Source organism: Novosphingobium sp. B1, from assembly GCF_900176395.1.
In the GTDB taxonomy this organism is placed as follows: Bacteria; Pseudomonadota; Alphaproteobacteria; order Sphingomonadales; family Sphingomonadaceae; genus Novosphingobium.
The window spans coordinates 24,592-39,455 of sequence record NZ_FWXL01000002.1 but is presented as its reverse complement, the minus strand read 5'-3'; the positions used below and the strand labels follow the sequence as shown (position 1 = coordinate 39,455).

The 14,864-nt window shown below is 63.4% G+C and carries 13 protein-coding genes; 4 read left to right on the top strand and 9 right to left on the bottom strand.

Annotated elements, in window-relative coordinates; genetic code table 11:
* Positions 1 to 123: 123 nt before the first annotated feature.
* The gene (locus tag B9A23_RS03855; protein WP_084277563.1) at positions 124 to 726 is read right to left on the bottom strand and encodes a TetR/AcrR family transcriptional regulator; all 603 of its coding nucleotides are present in this window, start codon (positions 724 to 726) and stop codon (positions 124 to 126) included.
* 180 nt (positions 727 to 906) lie between these two features.
* Between B9A23_RS03855 and B9A23_RS03850 the strand changes: the two genes are divergently transcribed.
* From B9A23_RS03850 to B9A23_RS03835, 4 genes are all read left to right on the top strand, one after another.
* Positions 907 to 1,788, top strand: coding sequence for an aldose 1-epimerase (locus B9A23_RS03850; RefSeq protein ID WP_084277562.1), 882 nt, complete (start codon positions 907 to 909; stop codon positions 1,786 to 1,788).
* An 84-nt stretch (positions 1,789 to 1,872) separates the two neighbouring features.
* Positions 1,873 to 3,048, top strand: coding sequence for a Gfo/Idh/MocA family protein (locus B9A23_RS03845; protein ID WP_084277561.1), 1,176 nt, complete (start codon positions 1,873 to 1,875; stop codon positions 3,046 to 3,048).
* 28 nt (positions 3,049 to 3,076) lie between these two features.
* The gene (locus tag B9A23_RS03840) at positions 3,077 to 4,078 is read left to right on the top strand and encodes a 3-keto-disaccharide hydrolase (RefSeq protein ID WP_084277870.1); all 1,002 of its coding nucleotides are present in this window, start codon (positions 3,077 to 3,079) and stop codon (positions 4,076 to 4,078) included.
* Positions 4,079 to 4,097: 19 nt separating this feature from the next.
* Entirely contained in the window at positions 4,098 to 5,183 is a 1,086-nt protein-coding gene (locus tag B9A23_RS03835; RefSeq protein WP_084277560.1) for an alpha-hydroxy acid oxidase, read from the top strand.
* A 13-nt stretch (positions 5,184 to 5,196) separates the two neighbouring features.
* Here the strand turns inward: B9A23_RS03835 and B9A23_RS03830 are convergent, their stop codons facing one another.
* The 8 genes from B9A23_RS03830 to kdpB form a co-directional block, all read right to left on the bottom strand.
* Complete coding sequence (locus B9A23_RS03830; RefSeq protein ID WP_084277559.1) at positions 5,197 to 6,339, bottom strand: L-dopachrome tautomerase-related protein; 1,143 nt, start codon at positions 6,337 to 6,339, stop codon at positions 5,197 to 5,199.
* Positions 6,336 to 7,448: an NADH:flavin oxidoreductase/NADH oxidase gene (locus tag B9A23_RS03825; RefSeq protein WP_084277558.1), complete on the bottom strand. Its 1,113-nt coding sequence runs from the start codon at positions 7,446 to 7,448 to the stop codon at positions 6,336 to 6,338. Before B9A23_RS03825 ends, B9A23_RS03830 begins: the two co-directional genes overlap by 4 nt.
* Positions 7,442 to 7,900, bottom strand: coding sequence for a VOC family protein (locus B9A23_RS03820; RefSeq protein ID WP_176217894.1), 459 nt, complete (start codon positions 7,898 to 7,900; stop codon positions 7,442 to 7,444). The genes B9A23_RS03825 and B9A23_RS03820 overlap by 7 nt, the downstream gene beginning before the upstream one ends.
* Positions 7,900 to 8,595 carry a type 1 glutamine amidotransferase domain-containing protein gene (locus B9A23_RS03815; RefSeq protein WP_084277556.1) on the bottom strand — a complete coding sequence of 232 codons (696 nt, stop codon included), beginning with the start codon at positions 8,593 to 8,595 and terminating at the stop codon, positions 7,900 to 7,902. Before B9A23_RS03815 ends, B9A23_RS03820 begins: the two co-directional genes overlap by 1 nt.
* 302 nt (positions 8,596 to 8,897) lie before the next feature.
* On the bottom strand, positions 8,898 to 9,584 hold the full coding sequence (locus B9A23_RS03810) for a response regulator (RefSeq protein WP_084277555.1): 687 nt from the start codon (positions 9,582 to 9,584) through the stop codon (positions 8,898 to 8,900).
* Positions 9,581 to 12,238, bottom strand: a complete 2,658-nt coding sequence (locus tag B9A23_RS03805) for a sensor histidine kinase (protein WP_084277554.1) — start codon at positions 12,236 to 12,238, stop codon at positions 9,581 to 9,583. Before B9A23_RS03805 ends, B9A23_RS03810 begins: the two co-directional genes overlap by 4 nt.
* Positions 12,235 to 12,831 carry a potassium-transporting ATPase subunit KdpC gene (gene kdpC / locus B9A23_RS03800; RefSeq protein WP_084277553.1) on the bottom strand — a complete coding sequence of 199 codons (597 nt, stop codon included), beginning with the start codon at positions 12,829 to 12,831 and terminating at the stop codon, positions 12,235 to 12,237. The genes B9A23_RS03805 and kdpC overlap by 4 nt, the downstream gene beginning before the upstream one ends.
* Before the next feature lie 12 nt (positions 12,832 to 12,843).
* Positions 12,844 to 14,859, bottom strand: coding sequence for a potassium-transporting ATPase subunit KdpB (gene kdpB, locus B9A23_RS03795; protein ID WP_176217875.1), 2,016 nt, complete (start codon positions 14,857 to 14,859; stop codon positions 12,844 to 12,846).
* Positions 14,860 to 14,864: the final 5 nt, after the last annotated feature.

Below are 14,864 nucleotides of genomic sequence, written 5' to 3'. Positions count from 1 at the left end.
TTTGATCGGTGATTAAATTGGCGCCGGCGGGGCGTCAAGCGGGAATCTAAGCACTGCTTTGATTGCGACGGGGCGCCATCATGCGAGCGCGGCAACGCGCCATGGATCGGCGTGTTAGGGCGGTCAGTCCGCCAGAGCGGCCAGTGCGGCCCGGGCGACGATGGCTTCGGCGATGTCGACAGTCGGCACCGCGCTTTCGCTCGGCCGGATGACGCCCTTCTTGCGCATCGAGGAGAACCCGTAGATCGCCGACCAGAAGGCGATCACGCGCAGGTCGGCTTCGTCATCGGTCAAGCCGGGAAGCGCGGCGCGGAGGTGGTCGCGCAAGTTGAAGTGCCCCTTGAGCTGGTAATCGAGCAGCGCCGGATCGAGCACCGGGGAAGTCAGCTCGCTCTCGTACATGAGATCGAGCAGGAAGGGGTTGGTTTCGGCAAAGCGGATGAACAGCAGGCCCATGCGGCTGAGCTTTTCCGCCGGGGCGACGGTGCTGCGGCGGACCTGCTCGGCACCGTCGAGCATTTCCTCGAAGCCTTCGATGGCCAGCGCCAGCAGGAGCGAGCGGCGATCGGGGAAGTGGTGGTAGGGCGCGCCTGGCGAGACGCCGACCTGCTGGGCGAGCGTGCGGATCGACAGCCCGTGGTGCCCATGCTGCCGCACGTATTCGCGGCCGGCATCGAGGAGGTCGCGGCGCAGGTTCTCGCGGTGATAGGGCTTCTTGGCGGGCATCAAATCTCTCGGGCGAACGGACAATCCTGACGGCTTTCGGATGCCTTCCCTAACAGCAAACCGCCTTCTGGCCAGATGGAAAGCGCCCGCTCCTGCTCATTAGGGTTGGTAACTGCAGGCATTTCAACGGACTGTAGCGGGCGGGTTGTCAGTCAATCTGATCAATGATCAAAGACCGGCATGGATGAAGACGGCCTGGTGACGCTGGTAGCGGCGGATTACGAAGTAGTGATAGCGCCGGACATCGGCGGTTCTCTGCGCAGCCTCGACTGGAAGGGGTTGCCGCTGTTCCGCAGGGCGCGAACCGGGCACATTCTCGACGCGGCATGCTTTCCCATCGTGCCGTTCTGCAACCGCATTGCGCAAGGTCGATTTGTTTTAGAGGGGGGCGACCATTGCTTGCCGTCCAACTTCCCCGATGGCTGGCATCCCCACGCCCTGCACGGCTATGGCTGGGTGCGCCCGTGGAAGCTGATCTCGCATGATGCGTCGTCAATCCGGCTGGTCCACGACTATGCCGAAGGGGAGTGGCCTTGGCGCTATCACGCTGAACAGCACGTTTCGGTGGCTATGGACGGTGTGCGAATGCACATGAGCGTAACCAACCTTGGATCCGGTGCCATGCCAGCAGGATTGGGCTTTCACCCCTACTTTCCGGGCGATGCCAGTGCCGTGTATCATGGCCTGCATCGCAGCGAATGGAAAACTTCGGCCGATGGCCTGCCGCTGGTCCTCGTCGATGCGGGCGAGGCGGTCGACTGGTGGCAAGGCGCGCCTGTCATCAGCCGTGTCGTCGATACAATCCAGGAGGGGCGCGCAGGAGCGCTTACGATCCGACGACCGGCGAGCGGTCTGCAGATCGAGATGGAGCCGTCCGATGCGTTGTCCTGCACCGGGGTCTATGTCGGGCAGGATGGCGACTTCTTCTGCGTCGAACCGCTGACGCACCCGACCGACGCGATCAATCGCGAGCCCGAACGCATGGCGATGCTGGCAGAAGGGCAGACGCTTGAGGCGAGCTTGCGGATCCGTGCGCGACACATCCCGGTGGAGGACGATTGACTTCGGCGCGCGATAATCTAATCAACGATTAAATTATCGCAGGCGAAAGGCTCAGGTGGGCCCGCGCCTGCGCGGGAGGGATGGATGGAACCTGTCAAAATCGGCGTCGTCGGCGCGGGCGATATCAGCACGGTCTATCTCAACGCGATCACGCGCTCGCCGGCAGTGGAACTTCGCGCCATCGCCACGCGCGACCCTCAGGCGACTTCCGAAAAGGCCGCCTTGTTCGGGGCGCGTGCCGTTTCGGTGGCCGCGCTGCTGGCGGATGAGGCGATCGAGCTTGTCGTCAACCTCACGCCGGGCGTGGCGCACGAGGCCATCAACGGCGCGGCGCTGGAGGCGGGCAAGCACGTCTATTCGGAAAAGCCCTTCGCCCTGTCGCATGCGGCGGCACGGCGGCTGGCCGACCTTGCCGAGAGCCGCAGGCTGCTGATCGGCTCGGCCCCCGACACCTTCTATGGCAGCGCGCACCAGGCCGCGCGCAAGGCGCTCGATGCGGGCGCCATCGGCAGGCCTGTGTTCGGCACTTCGTTCCTCGGCCTGCCGGGGCTCGAGCTGTTTCATACCAACCCCGAGGCGTTCTACCGCCCCGGTGGTGAGCCGCCGTTCGATGCCGGACCCTATTACACCACTATGTGGATCAACCTGCTGGGGCCAGTGAAGCGGGTGTTCTCGGTCTCTGGCGCAGGGAAGACTGAGCGCACGATCCTGCGCGGGCCTCGGCAGGGCACGGTGTTTCCGGTCACGGTCGACACCTCGTTCAACACGGTGCTGGAGTTCGAAGCAGCCTCGGTCAGCTTCATCATCTCGCTCGACGTGGTGGTGCCGACGTTGCGGCCGGGGGAACTGTTCGGGTCGGGCGGCATCCTGGCCATGGCCGATCCGATGTTTTTCGGTGGCGAGCCTGCGGTGATTGCGCCGCCTGAGCCGCGCGCGACCCTCGCCACCGCGGACCAAGGCTTTGCCACGCCCAACCGCCATGACCATACCGGGCGCGTCGTGGCCGATTATCGCGGCGCCGGGCTGGTCGATCTCGCACTCGCCATTCGCACCGGCAGCAGGCACCGCACCGGTGCAGAGTTCATCGTTCATTCGGTCGAGGTGATGGAAGCCATCGTAAAGTCGGCGAGCACGCGCTCGGTAATCGATCTCGTTTCCACCTGCGAGCGCCCGGCGACCATCGATCCTGAAGCAGACGCGGCGCTGATCGCCTTGACCGCATCGCCATTCGATTTGACCGAAAGCAGCTCGGACCACTGATTTCTCACTTTTGATGGAGCTTCCCGAAATGTCCGCACGCCACCGTCTTCTTGCAGCCCATCTTGCCGCCAGTCTTGCCCTGCTTGTTCCTGCCAGCGCGATTGCTGCCGATGGCCCGCCCGATGGTTCGACGCCCGAACAGAAGGCGCTGATTGCCAAGGATCCGGCCTACAGCAGGCAGGACCTCGTGCTGACCAATGCGCCGCGCAGCAAGGCCGCGCCCCGGAAGCTCTTCAATGGCCGTGACTTGACAGGATGGGACAGTTGGCTCGGCTACAGCGTGCCGGCCACAACTTATGGCACACCCAACAGCGCGCCGATCGGACTAAATAAAGATACCTTTGGCGTGTTCAAGATTGTCCAGGAAGACGGCGCACCGGCAATCTATTCCAGCGGCAAGCTGTTCGGCGGACTGATCACCAAAGCGGCCCACCGCAACTACCACCTCCACGTCGACTACAAGTGGGGCGCGAACACGTGGATGCCGATGCCGCGCAACAACGGCGTGCTCTATCACTCGCACGGGGCCTATGGCGCGTTCTTCGGCACGTGGATGAGCGCGATCGAGTTCGAGGTGGTGCCGCACTCGGTCGGCATGCTGCTGACGGTGGGGGATTCCAAGGGCAAGCCTTCGTTCGAGACGGTCGACTGGCGAGTCGGTGCGACGGTGCCGATCGCCAACGATCCATCGATCCCCTATCCTGGCCGCCGCTACTTCCATGGCGGCCTGCCCGCGCCTCTCATCTACCCGACGTGGAACGTCGATGCCGGGACGGACGCGGAAAAGCCGCTGGGCGAGTGGAATTCGCTCGACCTCTATGTCTTCGGCGACAAGTCGATCCACGTCGTCAACGGCGTGCCAGTGATGGCGGCGACCAACCTTACCACGAAGGACGCCAATGGCCGAAAGGTGCCCCTGACCGCAGGTAAGATCCAGCTGCAGTCGGAAGGGTCTGAGACCTACTTCCGCGCGATCACGATCGAGCCGATCAGACACCTGCCTACCATCACCGAACGCAAGCCGGGCTGATTGAAAGGGAACGGGCATCATGGCAGAAACGGTCTTCGAACAGGTGACGCAGCAGGAGGACTTGCTCGACGTTGGCGAATTTCGTGCGGCGACCGAACCGCTGATGCCCGAAGCCTACCGCAACTTCGTCAACAACGTGGGTATGGAGCGCACGTTGCAAGACGACATCGCGGCTTGGCAGGCGATGCACCTGCGGCCGCGGGCGCTGGTCGACGTCTCTCATATCGATACCTCGGTTACGGTGCTAGGGCACAAGATCGCAATGCCGGTCATGACCGCGCCGTTCGTCGGATCGACCTTGATCGATCCCGAAGGTGAGGTGGCGACCGCGCGCGGAGCAGTCGCGGCAGGCACCATCACCACGCTAAGTATGATGGGGACGCGCCCGCCCGAGGCGGTGGGAGCGGTGGCGAGCGGGAGCTACTGGCTGCAGATCTACTTCATGCGCGATCGCGGCGTTGTGGAAGACGTCGTCGCCCGCGCCGTGGCGGCGGGTGCCTCGGCACTGGTCTTCACCGTCGACCTCCCAGTCATGCCCGCTTTCCCGCGCCCGATGCGCCTTGCCGCGCAGGGGCTGTTCCAGCGCTGGCAGGAACCGGAGCACATGATGTATGCGATCCGCGACTATGGCGACCGTCCGATTGGAGCCACTTTCCCGGATGCCAAGGCAACTTGGGCCGACGTTGAGTGGTTGCGCGGCCTGTCTGACTTGCCCGTGATCCTCAAGGGCGTGATCCGCGCGGATGACGCGATCCGCGCGCGCGATCATGGCGTGAGCGCGCTGATCGTTTCCAACCATGCGGGGCAAGGGCTGCGCAGTTCCCAGCCGGTCGCCCATGCGCTGCCCTCGATTGTCGACGCGGTGGGCACGGATATTGAAGTCTATGCAGACAGCGGCATTCGCAGCGGTGCCGACGTTCTGCGGGCACTGGCGCTGGGCGCAAGGAGCGTTCTGGTCGGACGACCGGTGCTGTGGGGCCTTGCTGCGGGCGGCTCGGGCGGGGTCGAGCGCGTGCTCAGACTTCTGCAGGCTGAACTTGCCGAAGTGATGGCAATAACCGGTGCACCGAGCGTCGCGCAGATCGACCGCTCGGTGCTGGGTTGACCCCTGTCCGTTATCACTTCGTAAGCAGGACGGGCTTTGTGCCGATCTTGATGCGAAGCAATTCGTATGGCTTCTGGCGGCGATCGACACCGCCATGAAAGCCGGGCTGGCGATGCAGCTGGTTGGCGATAAAATAGAGATACCCGTCGTTTCCGACTGAAAGCGTGTCGGGCCAACTGATGCGGGGATCGCTTATGACTGTTGACCAATTGCCGCGGTCCAGAACCCGGATCGCGTTGTTTTCATAATCACCGGCAAAGATCCGCCCTGCGTCGTCCTCGGCGATGCCGTCCGATGCACCCTTTTTCCCCATGTCGCGGATAGCCCGCTCGAGTTCGGCGTCAGATGTTTGCGGGTCGCGCAGCAGTGAAGTCGGAACCGCGTGCAGCGTGCGGCCGGATAGCGGCCCGTAGAAGAGCAGACTCCCATCAGCGCTGAGCGCGATCGCGTCACTGGCGATCGCAAGCGGCGTGGCAGCACCGCTGGCGGGGCGATTCATGAGGACTTCGCCATCGACTACCGGAGAGAAGCCGGGCTCTGGGTTCATGGTCGGATGATTGGACAGACGGCGGATTGAACGCCCGCTGGCAATATCGACGACTATGATCCCGCCGACCCCGGCATTGGAGCTGTCAGTGATATAGGCGACACCTTCCTCACCATGGCGAAGATCGAGGCGAACGTCATTCAGGTAAGTTGTTGGCAGCACCACCGATGAGGGCAGGACAATCGTCTTCACGATCTTGTTGGTTGCCAAGTCGATTGCCACAAGCTTTGCGCCGCCCGGTTGTGGACGGGAAAAGCTGGGAGCGGCGGTGTCGAGCACCCACAACCGATTGGCTCCGTCCGCGACAACGCTCTGGACCGAAATGAAGTGGCCTGCGGGATCGGCGGGATCAGGACGGTTCGTGGCAGCATCCGGATAGGCGACCGCCTTGCCATCAATCAGTTCTGCAACAGCAAAGGGTGCGTTATCGCCCCACTGCGGGAAATTGACGAATGTGCGCCCGCTTGGTGAGACAGTCACACCCGTTGGCATCGCACCTTGGAAAGTCGCGACTCGTTCAACGGCAAGCGGAACCTGGCTGCGCGTGGTCGCGCAGGCTGCGAGCGAGATGGTTGCAGCAGCAAGCAATAGCGTTGTCCACTTTCTCATGGCTTCATCTCCTGAAGTACCCGCCCGGCACCCCGCGGCTCGGAGCGCAAGTACTGCGGTGGCGCCTTGACTGCAGCGCCCAGTGCAGCAGCGGCATGCCAGGGCCAGTGCGGGTTCCAAAGGACACCGCGGGCGATGGCAATGGCATCTGCCTCGCCAGCTTGCAGGATCGCTTCTGCCTGATGCGGATCGGTTATCAGTCCGACCGCTATGACCGGAATGGAAACAGCCTGCTTGACCTTGTTGGCCAAGGGGACCTGATAGGAAGGGCCAACCGGGATCGTCTGGCGCGGGTCGAGCCCCCCGCTGGAAACGTGGATCGCGGCACAGCCGCGTGCTTCCAGCTCTGCCGCAAGGATTGCAGTTTCTTCAACGGTCCATCCGCCTTCCACCCAATCCGTGCCCGAAACGCGGACGGTAACCGCCTTGTCCGGTGAAAAAGCCGCGCGAACGGCATCGAACACCTCAAGCGGGAAGCGCATGCGATTTTCAAGGCTGCCCCCGTATTCGTCCTCGCGCCGGTTGGAGAGAGGCGAAAGAAATTCGTGAAGAAGATAGCCGTGCGCTGCGTGAATCTGGATGGCGTCTAGCCCGACCCGATCAGCGCGGCGGGCGGCGTCGACGAAAGCCTTGCGGATGTCATCAAGGCCGGCTCGGTCCAGCGCGATCGGCGCGTTTTCGTGGGATTCAAATGGCAGGGCACTGGGCGCGACCGTTTGCCACCCATTGGGTGCAGTGGGAGCGATCTGTGCGCCGCCATGCCACGGCTTGGCCGTACTGGCCTTGCGACCGGCATGGGCGAGCTGAATGATGAGCGGCATGTCCGACCAGCGCCGCACGCCGTCGATGACGCGTTGCATTGCCGCTTCGGTACGATCGTCATAAAGCCCGACGTCACCATAGCTGATCCGCCCTTCCGGACTTACGGCGGTGGCTTCGATCGTCAGTGCCGCTGCGCCGGACAAGGCGAGCTGGCCGAGATGAATGAGATGCCAGTCGGTCATTGCGCCGTCTTCGGCCGAATATTGGCACATCGGTGCGATGACGATGCGATTGGCGAGCGACAGGCCGCCAACATCGATTTGCTCGAAAAGCTTGGCCATTACCATTCTCCAACGTTCGGCATCGAGGCCCACGGTTCTTGCGGCGCCTTGTGTTCGCCCATCTGCAGCAGTTCGATCGAGATCCCATCGGGTGAGCGCACGAACGCCATGTGGCCATCGCGCGGCGGGCGATTGATCGTCACGCCGCCGGCCTTCAGCCGGGCGCAGGTTTCGTAGATATCCTCGACCCGGTAAGCGAGGTGGCCGAAGTTTCGACCACCGGTGTAGTTTTCAGGCGCGCTGCCGTCTTCCGGCGGCCAGTTCCACGTAAGCTCGACCTCCGCCTTGCCTGGCTGGCCTTGGCCGCAAAAGTCCTTGTCGGCGGCCAGGAAGATGAGCGTGTAGCGCCCGCGTTCGCTCTCTAGCCGCCGGGTCTCCTTGAGACCCAGCAGTTCGAAGAAGCGGACCGACGCCTCGGGATCGGTCACTCGGAGCATAGTGTGCAGATAATGCATGATCAGGCACCCTTTGCGTCGAGAGCTTCGAGGACGAGTTCGGCGGTACGCGTGGCCGAGGCCGGGTTCTGACCGGTGACCAGATTGCCGTCGCGCAAGGCGAAGGGCTGGAAGTCCGGGCCGGCCTCGTGGATTGCACCCAGGTCCTTCATGCGGGTTTCGAGCAGGAACGGAACAGCCTGATCCAGCCCTACAGCGCGTTCTTCACTGTCCGTGAAAGCGGCAACGCGGCGACCTTCCACAAACGGCGTGCCATCGGGCTTCTTCGCAGAGACGAGGCCGGCAGGCCCATGGCAGACGGCAGCCACGATGCGGCCTTCGCGATCGAAGCGTTCTACCAGCCGGGCAAGTTCTTCACTGCCGGGATAGTCGAACATCGTGCCATGGCCGCCGGGCAAAAAGACCGCATCGAACGAGGTCGTATCCAGGCTGGCGAAAGACGGCGTGTCGGCAACCGCGCTCTTGAGCGTCTCGTCCTTGAGATACCGTTCGACAGAGGCGTCGTTTTCGCCATCGGAATTGACGCTGCGTTCGTCGACCGGGATTGCCCCACCCTTGATCGAAGCAAGCGTGACGTCGGCCCCGGCATCGATAAAGGCGTAGTATGGGGTGGTCAGTTCCTCGAGCCATACGCCGGTCGGCTCGGTACCGGGGATCATGCGATCGGCCGAAGTGGCAATCATGAGAATGCGGGTCATGAAACTGTTCCTTGCATAAGAGAGGCGGGCGGGGGGCTGCCCGGACATCTGACTTCAGTGTGCGGCTGCAGATGCCAATACGGCGCGCAAGCCGATAAGGTCCTGCGTCGATGGCGCGTTGCCGCACGCTACGAATGCAACGACAGATAGGCCCGGCAGGTGATCAGGAAAGCCAAGCAAAAGAACCACCGACCATAAATCATTTTATGGCGAGCGGAGAGGTTCGCTGTTTGCAGGGGCCAGCTTGGGAAGCCGGTGCAAGCCGCGTGCGCTAAATCGCGGCAGATGTCAGATGCGCGCCATCAAATGTTGGTCAACCGGTATCCTACGCCAGGCTCATTGCGGATGAGACTGGGCTGGGACGGATCGCTTTCAAGCTTGCGGCGAATGCCGCGCGTTGCAACGCGCAGGTATTCGACATCGGTATCGTGTCCCGGTCCCCAGACCGCACGCAGCAGTTGTGCATGCGTTATGACCTTGCCGGGCGCTTTTGCCAGTTCGGCGAGGAGCCCGAATTCCTTCGGGGTCAGGTGGATCTCCTCTCCGAGTTTTGTCACCATGCGGTCGGCAAGGTTGATCTCGACATCACCGATGGAAATCACGGCCGACTGGGCATGACGCGACAGTCGATGACGAAGGGCCGTGCGGATGCGGGCCAGCACTTCCTCGCTGTCGAACGGCTTTGATACGTAGTCATCTGCGCCAAGATCGAGCGCTGCAACCTTCTGGTCGGTCGCATCCCGAGCGGACACCACGATCACCGCAGGACCGGCACTGCGGACAAGCTGGATGAGTTCCAGCCCATCCCGGTCCGGCAGGCCGAGATCAAGCAGGACAATGTCAGGCTTGTCGATCTGGACGGCGTTCAAGGCGGCACGCCCGTTCTCCGCCTCGGTCACCTTGTGGCCGGCCCGGCTGAGAGCTGCATGAAGCAGTCTGCGGATAGCCGCATCGTCATCCACCACCAGAACCGCGTGCTGGCCACTCATGCCTCGACATACTCCCTGGTCTGGTCGGGCCGGAAGGAAATCGTGAAACGCGCGCCTGCGCCTTTCTCCCGGTTCGCTGCGCGCACCGCAAGGCCCATTGCGTCTGCAAAACCCTTGACGATCGCCAGGCCAAGGCCTGTCCCGCCTTGCCGATCCGAGCCCTCGAGCCGCGTGAAGGTCTCGAACACACGTTGTTCCTGTCCCGCAATAATGCCCGGCCCTTCATCCTCTATCGACAGGACAACGCCGTCCTCGCCGCTGCTGGCCGACAGGCGAAGCGAACTGCCGGGCCCGCCATACTTCGCCGCATTCTCGATCAGGTTGATCAGGCAGTGATGGAACAGTTGCGGATCGACCAGCACAAACGGAAGGTCCGAAGCGATGTCGCGGACGACGACATTCTCGCGCAGGATCGCAGCCAGATCGTAAAGCGCACTCTCGACTGCATCAGCCAGGTCGACAGGTTCGATAGTCTGGCGCAGCGAGCCGGCCTCAATCCGCACCATGTCCAGCAGGTTGCCGACGAAGCGGTGCAGGCGATCGGCCTCGGCGCGTGTTGCCGAAAGCATGGCTTCCTGTTCAGGGGAGGTGGCGCGCAGTTCGCCCAAGGATCCCAGGATCGTGGTCAAGGGCGTGCGCAGATCGTGGCTGACGGAGGAGAGCAGGGCGTGCCGCAGGCGGTCCCGCTCGCGCACGTGCGACAGCGCCGCCATTTCATCTTCGAGCGCGATACGACCAAGAGCAAGGCCGGCCTGATCGAGCAAACTCAGCAGCAAAGGAAGCTGGTCTGCCCGCACCGGCGCCTGCGCATCCGAGCGTGACAGGCCGAACACTGCCATCACTTGATCGGTCTTGCCCACGGGCATGAACAACCATTCCGACGCGGTAAGCGTGTCCGATCCGCGCCCGGCGGGCTTGATATTGTCTCGTGCCCATTGCGCTGCCGCTTCATCGAGCGTCTCCAGCTTCGCGCCAGCGGGGCATGCCGCGCGAATTTCGAGGCGCTCGCTTTGGGGAAACAGCACGATGGTATTGCCGTCAAGAATGCGGGCAATTTCGGTGCAGACGACTTGCGCCAGTTCGTCCGTCGTGCTGATCCCGGTCAGTCTTCCGGCAAATCCTGCAAGTGCGCTGTTCTGTTCAGAGCTTGCCTGCGAAAGCAGCGCCTGTTCGCGCACGCGAGAAGCCAACTGGCTGCTGACAGTGGCAACGCTAAGAAGGACGAGTACCGTCAGAATGTTCTGCGGGTCTTCGATCGTGAAGGTGTGGGTGGGCGGAATGAAGAAGAAATTGTAGGCGAGCGACGAAGCAAGGCCCGTGACGATGCCGGTGCGAAGTCCATAGCGCGTAGCCGCGACCATGACCGGAATCAGGAAGAGAAAGCCGATATTGGCAATATTGCCGCGTTCGAACACGGCTGCCCCGACAAGGCTGACAAGCAGGACCAGCAACATGGAGACGGCATAACCAGCGGGAGATCCCCATGGTCTTGCCGCGCGCTGTTGGGGCAGACCAGCTCTCGCCAGCCCTGCTTCTAGCGGTAGTACATGGACCGCAAGGCCTGGGGCTTCACGCACCAGTCGGTCAACCACCGAGCCGTGGCGAAGTTCGAACCACCGCGAGCGGGCAGTCTTTCCGACGATCAGCTGCGTAGCTTGCGAGGCGTTGGCGAACGCCTTCAGCCCCTCGATGACGCTGGTCGCAGGTACCGTTGCCACCTGCGCGCCGAGCTGCGCGGCAAGGTGCATGGTCTCGGCAAGGCGGGTGTTATCGTCCGTGCTGAAGCGGGCGCTGCGCGGGGTCTCTATATGGACGGCAGTCCATGGGGCGCGCAAGGCATCGGCCAGGCGCTTGGCGGCCCTGACCAGTTCAGCAGCACCGGCCTGCTCGCTAATTGCAACGACAAGCCGATCGTTGACTGCCCAGACCCCGCCTACTGCATTGGCGCGCATGTAGTCGAGCATCTGCGCGTCAATCGCCTGCGCTGCCCGGCGCAAGGCAAGTTCGCGCAAGGCCGAAAGGTTCGACTTGGAAAAGAAGCTGCTTAGAGCGCGAGCGGCCTCGTCGGGAACGTAGACCTTGCCTTGCCGAAGCCGTTCGATCAACTCGTCGGGCGGAATGTCGACGATCTCGATTTCGGCGTCGTCCAGCACGCGGTCAGGCAAGGTCTCGCGCACCCGGACCTTGGTGAAAGAGGCAACCAGATCATTGAGGCTTTCGAGGTGCTGGATGTTCAGCGTCGAATAGACGTCGATGCCGGCATCGAGCAGTTCCTCGATATCCTGGTAGCGCTTGTCATGACGACAGCCCGGCGCGTTAGTATGAGCAAGTTCGTCGACCAGCACGAGGGCAGGGCGCCGGGCGATGATGGCGTCGATGTCCATCTCTTCGAGCACATGCCCCTGGTAGTTCACGCGGCGGCGCGGGATGATCTCGAAGCCCTGGACGTGCTCTGCGGTTTCACGGCGGCCATGGGTTTCGACGACGCCGATCACCACGTCCGTCCCCGCGCGTTTGCGCGCCGTACCTTCGAGCAGCATCTCGAATGTCTTGCCGACGCCGGGCGCCGCCCCAAGGAAAACCTTGAGGCGGCCCTTTCCCTCACGCGTGGCGGCACGCAGCAGGGCGTCTGGATCGGGGCGTGGCGGGGTCATCGGCTCCCGTTTGCGCGCAATGGGGCCATCGTGTCGAGTGCGAGATTGAGTTCGAGCACGTTCACGCGCGGCTCTCCTATGAAGCCAGCCAGCGGCATTTCAACATGGCGCTCCACCAGTTCACGTACTCTTCCTTCCGTCATGGCGCGCGCACCTGCGACGCGGCGAACCTGAAAAAAGGCCGCCTCGGGGCTGATATGGGGATCGAGCCCCGAGGCGGAAGTGGTCACCAGGTCAGGCGGAACGGAAACTCCCGGTGATGTCTTGAGAGTGGCGCTGTCGGCCGCGACGCGGTCGGCAAGGACCTTGCTGGCAGGGCCAAGGTTGGAGCCGGAAGAGGCTGTGGCGTCGTAGCCATTGCCTGCGGCGGACGGTCGCGGGTGGAAGTAGCCCGTGCCGGTGAACGCCTGGCCGATCAGGGTTGAACCCACGACTGCGCGATTGCGCTCGATCAGGCTGCCATTGGCGGCGGCGGGGAACAGCGTCTGGGCAATGCCGGTGATGGCCAGCGGATAGGCAAGCCCAAGCAGGGCGGCAAAAAGGCCGGTCATGACCAGCGCAGGGCGCAGGGCGGTGGCAAGATCCTTGAGCATGGAAAGTGCTCCTCAAACGAGGTGGAGACCGGCAATGGCAAGATCGATTGCCTTGATGCCAATGAAGGGTGCGATCAGGCCGCCAAGGCCATAGACCGCAAGGTTGCGCGCCAGCAGCGGGCCTGCCCCCATGGGCTTGTAGGCCACGCCCCTGAGCGCCAGCGGCACGAGCGCAGGGATGATCAGCGCATTGAAGATGATCGCTGAAAGGATTGCGCTTTCGGGCGATGCAAGTCCCATGACATTGAGCACGCCAAGACCCGGATAGAGCGCGACAAACATCGCCGGAATAATGGCAAAGTACTTGGCAACGTCGTTGGCGACCGAGAAGGTGGTGAGCGCACCGCGCGTCATCAGCAACTGCTTGCCGAGGCCGACGATCTCGATGAGCTTGGTCGGATCGCTGTCGAGATCGACCATGTTTCCGGCCTCGCGTGCGGCCTGCGTGCCCGTGTTCATGGCAACGCCGACGTCGGCCTGGGCAAGCGCGGGCGCATCGTTGGTGCCATCGCCACACATCGCCACCAGCTTGCCGCCTTGCTGTTCCTTGCGGATCAGCGCCAGCTTGTCTTCGGGCGTGGCTTCGGCAAGGAAATCGTCGACCCCGGCCTCGGCGGCGATGGCGGCAGCGGTCAGCGGGTTGTCGCCGGTGATCATCACCGTGCGGATGCCCATGCGGCGAAGTTCGCCGAAGCGCTCGCGCACGCCGTGCTTGATCACGTCCTTTAGCGCGATAACGCCCAGCAGGCGTCCGTCCTGTGCCACGGCCAGCGGAGTCTGCCCCGTGCGGGCGATGTCTTCTGATAGACGGCGCAGTTCCGCCGCTGCAGTGCCTGTCGCCGCTTCCGGATTGGCGCGCAGGATCGCGTCGACCGCGCCCTTCTGCACCAATCCAGCAGAAGTGCGCACGCCCGAGATGCGAGTCTGGGCGGTGAAGGGGATGACTTCAGCTTCGACTGGCAATCTGTCCGCTTGCTGGCCGAACTTTTCGCGCGCCAGCACCACGATTGAGCGGCCTTCGGGCGTTTCGTCTGCGAGGCTGGCGAGCATTGCCGCATGCGCGAGGGTCGCCACGGCCACGCCGCTGACCGGACGCAATTCACTGGCGGCGCGGTCACCAATGGTAATTGTGCCGGTCTTGTCGAGCAGCAGCACATCGACGTCGCCCGCGGCCTCCACCGCACGCCCCGATTTCGCCAGCACGTTGAAGCGGACAAGGCGGTCCATCCCGGCAATGCCGATTGCCGAAAGCAGCGCGGCGATGGTCGTCGGGATCAGCGTGATCAGCAGCGCGGCGAGGATCGCCACGGGAATGCTGCCACCAGCGTAAGTGGCAAAGGCCGGGATCGTGGCAACGGCGATCAGGAAGATGATCGTCAGGCCCACCAGCAGGATCGTCAGCGCGATCTCGTTGGGCGTCTTCTGGCGCTCGGCGCCTTCGACCAACGCGATCATGCGGTCGAGGAATCCCTGACCCGGCTCTTGCGTCACGCGCACGCGGATCGAGTCCGAGATGACGCGCGTGCCGGCGGTAACGGCTGAACGGTCGCCGCCGGCCTCGCGGATTACCGGAGCGCTCTCCCCGGTGATTGCCGCTTCATTGACCGAGGCGACGCCAGCGATGACCTCGCCATCGGCCGGGATCAGGTCACCGGTTTCTACAATCACCTCGTCACCGCGCCTCAATTGCGATGCCGGCACGGTGCGGCCATCGGGCAGGCGTGCGGTGAGGTCGCTTTTGGTGGCGCGCAGCGAGGCGGCCTGTGCCCGGCCGCGCCCTTCGGCCAAAGCTTCGGCAAAGGTGCCGAACAGCACGGTCAGCCACAGCCAGGCAATCAGCTGTGCCTGAAAGCCGAATGGCAGCGGCTCGGCCCCGATCGCCAGCAGCAGCGTGAGCAGAACGGCGACGACAGCCGTGGTGCACAGCACCGGGTTGCGCACGAGTTTCCTCGGATCAAGCTTCCGGAAGGCGCCGCCGATGGCGGGCGCGACCAGCTCGCCCGAAAACATGGATGATGCATTTGTCATTGGGA

Bases quoted from the DNA above. Each gene is read 5' to 3' on its own strand.
- kdpC (WP_084277553.1), bottom strand. From the start codon at position 12,831: ATGCTCAAGGATCTTGCCACCGCCCTGCGCCCTGCGCTGGTCATGACC.
- B9A23_RS03835 (WP_084277560.1), top strand. From the start codon at position 4,098: ATGGCAGAAACGGTCTTCGAACAGGTGACGCAGCAGGAGGACTTGCTC.
- B9A23_RS03815 (WP_084277556.1), bottom strand. From the start codon at position 8,595: ATGACCCGCATTCTCATGATTGCCACTTCGGCCGATCGCATGATCCCC.
- B9A23_RS03825 (WP_084277558.1), bottom strand. From the start codon at position 7,448: ATGGTAATGGCCAAGCTTTTCGAGCAAATCGATGTTGGCGGCCTGTCG.
- B9A23_RS03850 (WP_084277562.1), top strand. From the start codon at position 907: ATGGATGAAGACGGCCTGGTGACGCTGGTAGCGGCGGATTACGAAGTA.
- B9A23_RS03805 (WP_084277554.1), bottom strand. From the start codon at position 12,238: ATGACCCCGCCACGCCCCGATCCAGACGCCCTGCTGCGTGCCGCCACG.
- B9A23_RS03840 (WP_084277870.1), top strand. From the start codon at position 3,077: ATGTCCGCACGCCACCGTCTTCTTGCAGCCCATCTTGCCGCCAGTCTT.
- B9A23_RS03855 (WP_084277563.1), bottom strand. From the start codon at position 726: ATGCCCGCCAAGAAGCCCTATCACCGCGAGAACCTGCGCCGCGACCTC.
- kdpB (WP_176217875.1), bottom strand. From the start codon at position 14,859: ATGACAAATGCATCATCCATGTTTTCGGGCGAGCTGGTCGCGCCCGCC.
- B9A23_RS03810 (WP_084277555.1), bottom strand. From the start codon at position 9,584: ATGAGTGGCCAGCACGCGGTTCTGGTGGTGGATGACGATGCGGCTATC.
- B9A23_RS03845 (WP_084277561.1), top strand. From the start codon at position 1,873: ATGGAACCTGTCAAAATCGGCGTCGTCGGCGCGGGCGATATCAGCACG.
- B9A23_RS03830 (WP_084277559.1), bottom strand. From the start codon at position 6,339: ATGAGAAAGTGGACAACGCTATTGCTTGCTGCTGCAACCATCTCGCTC.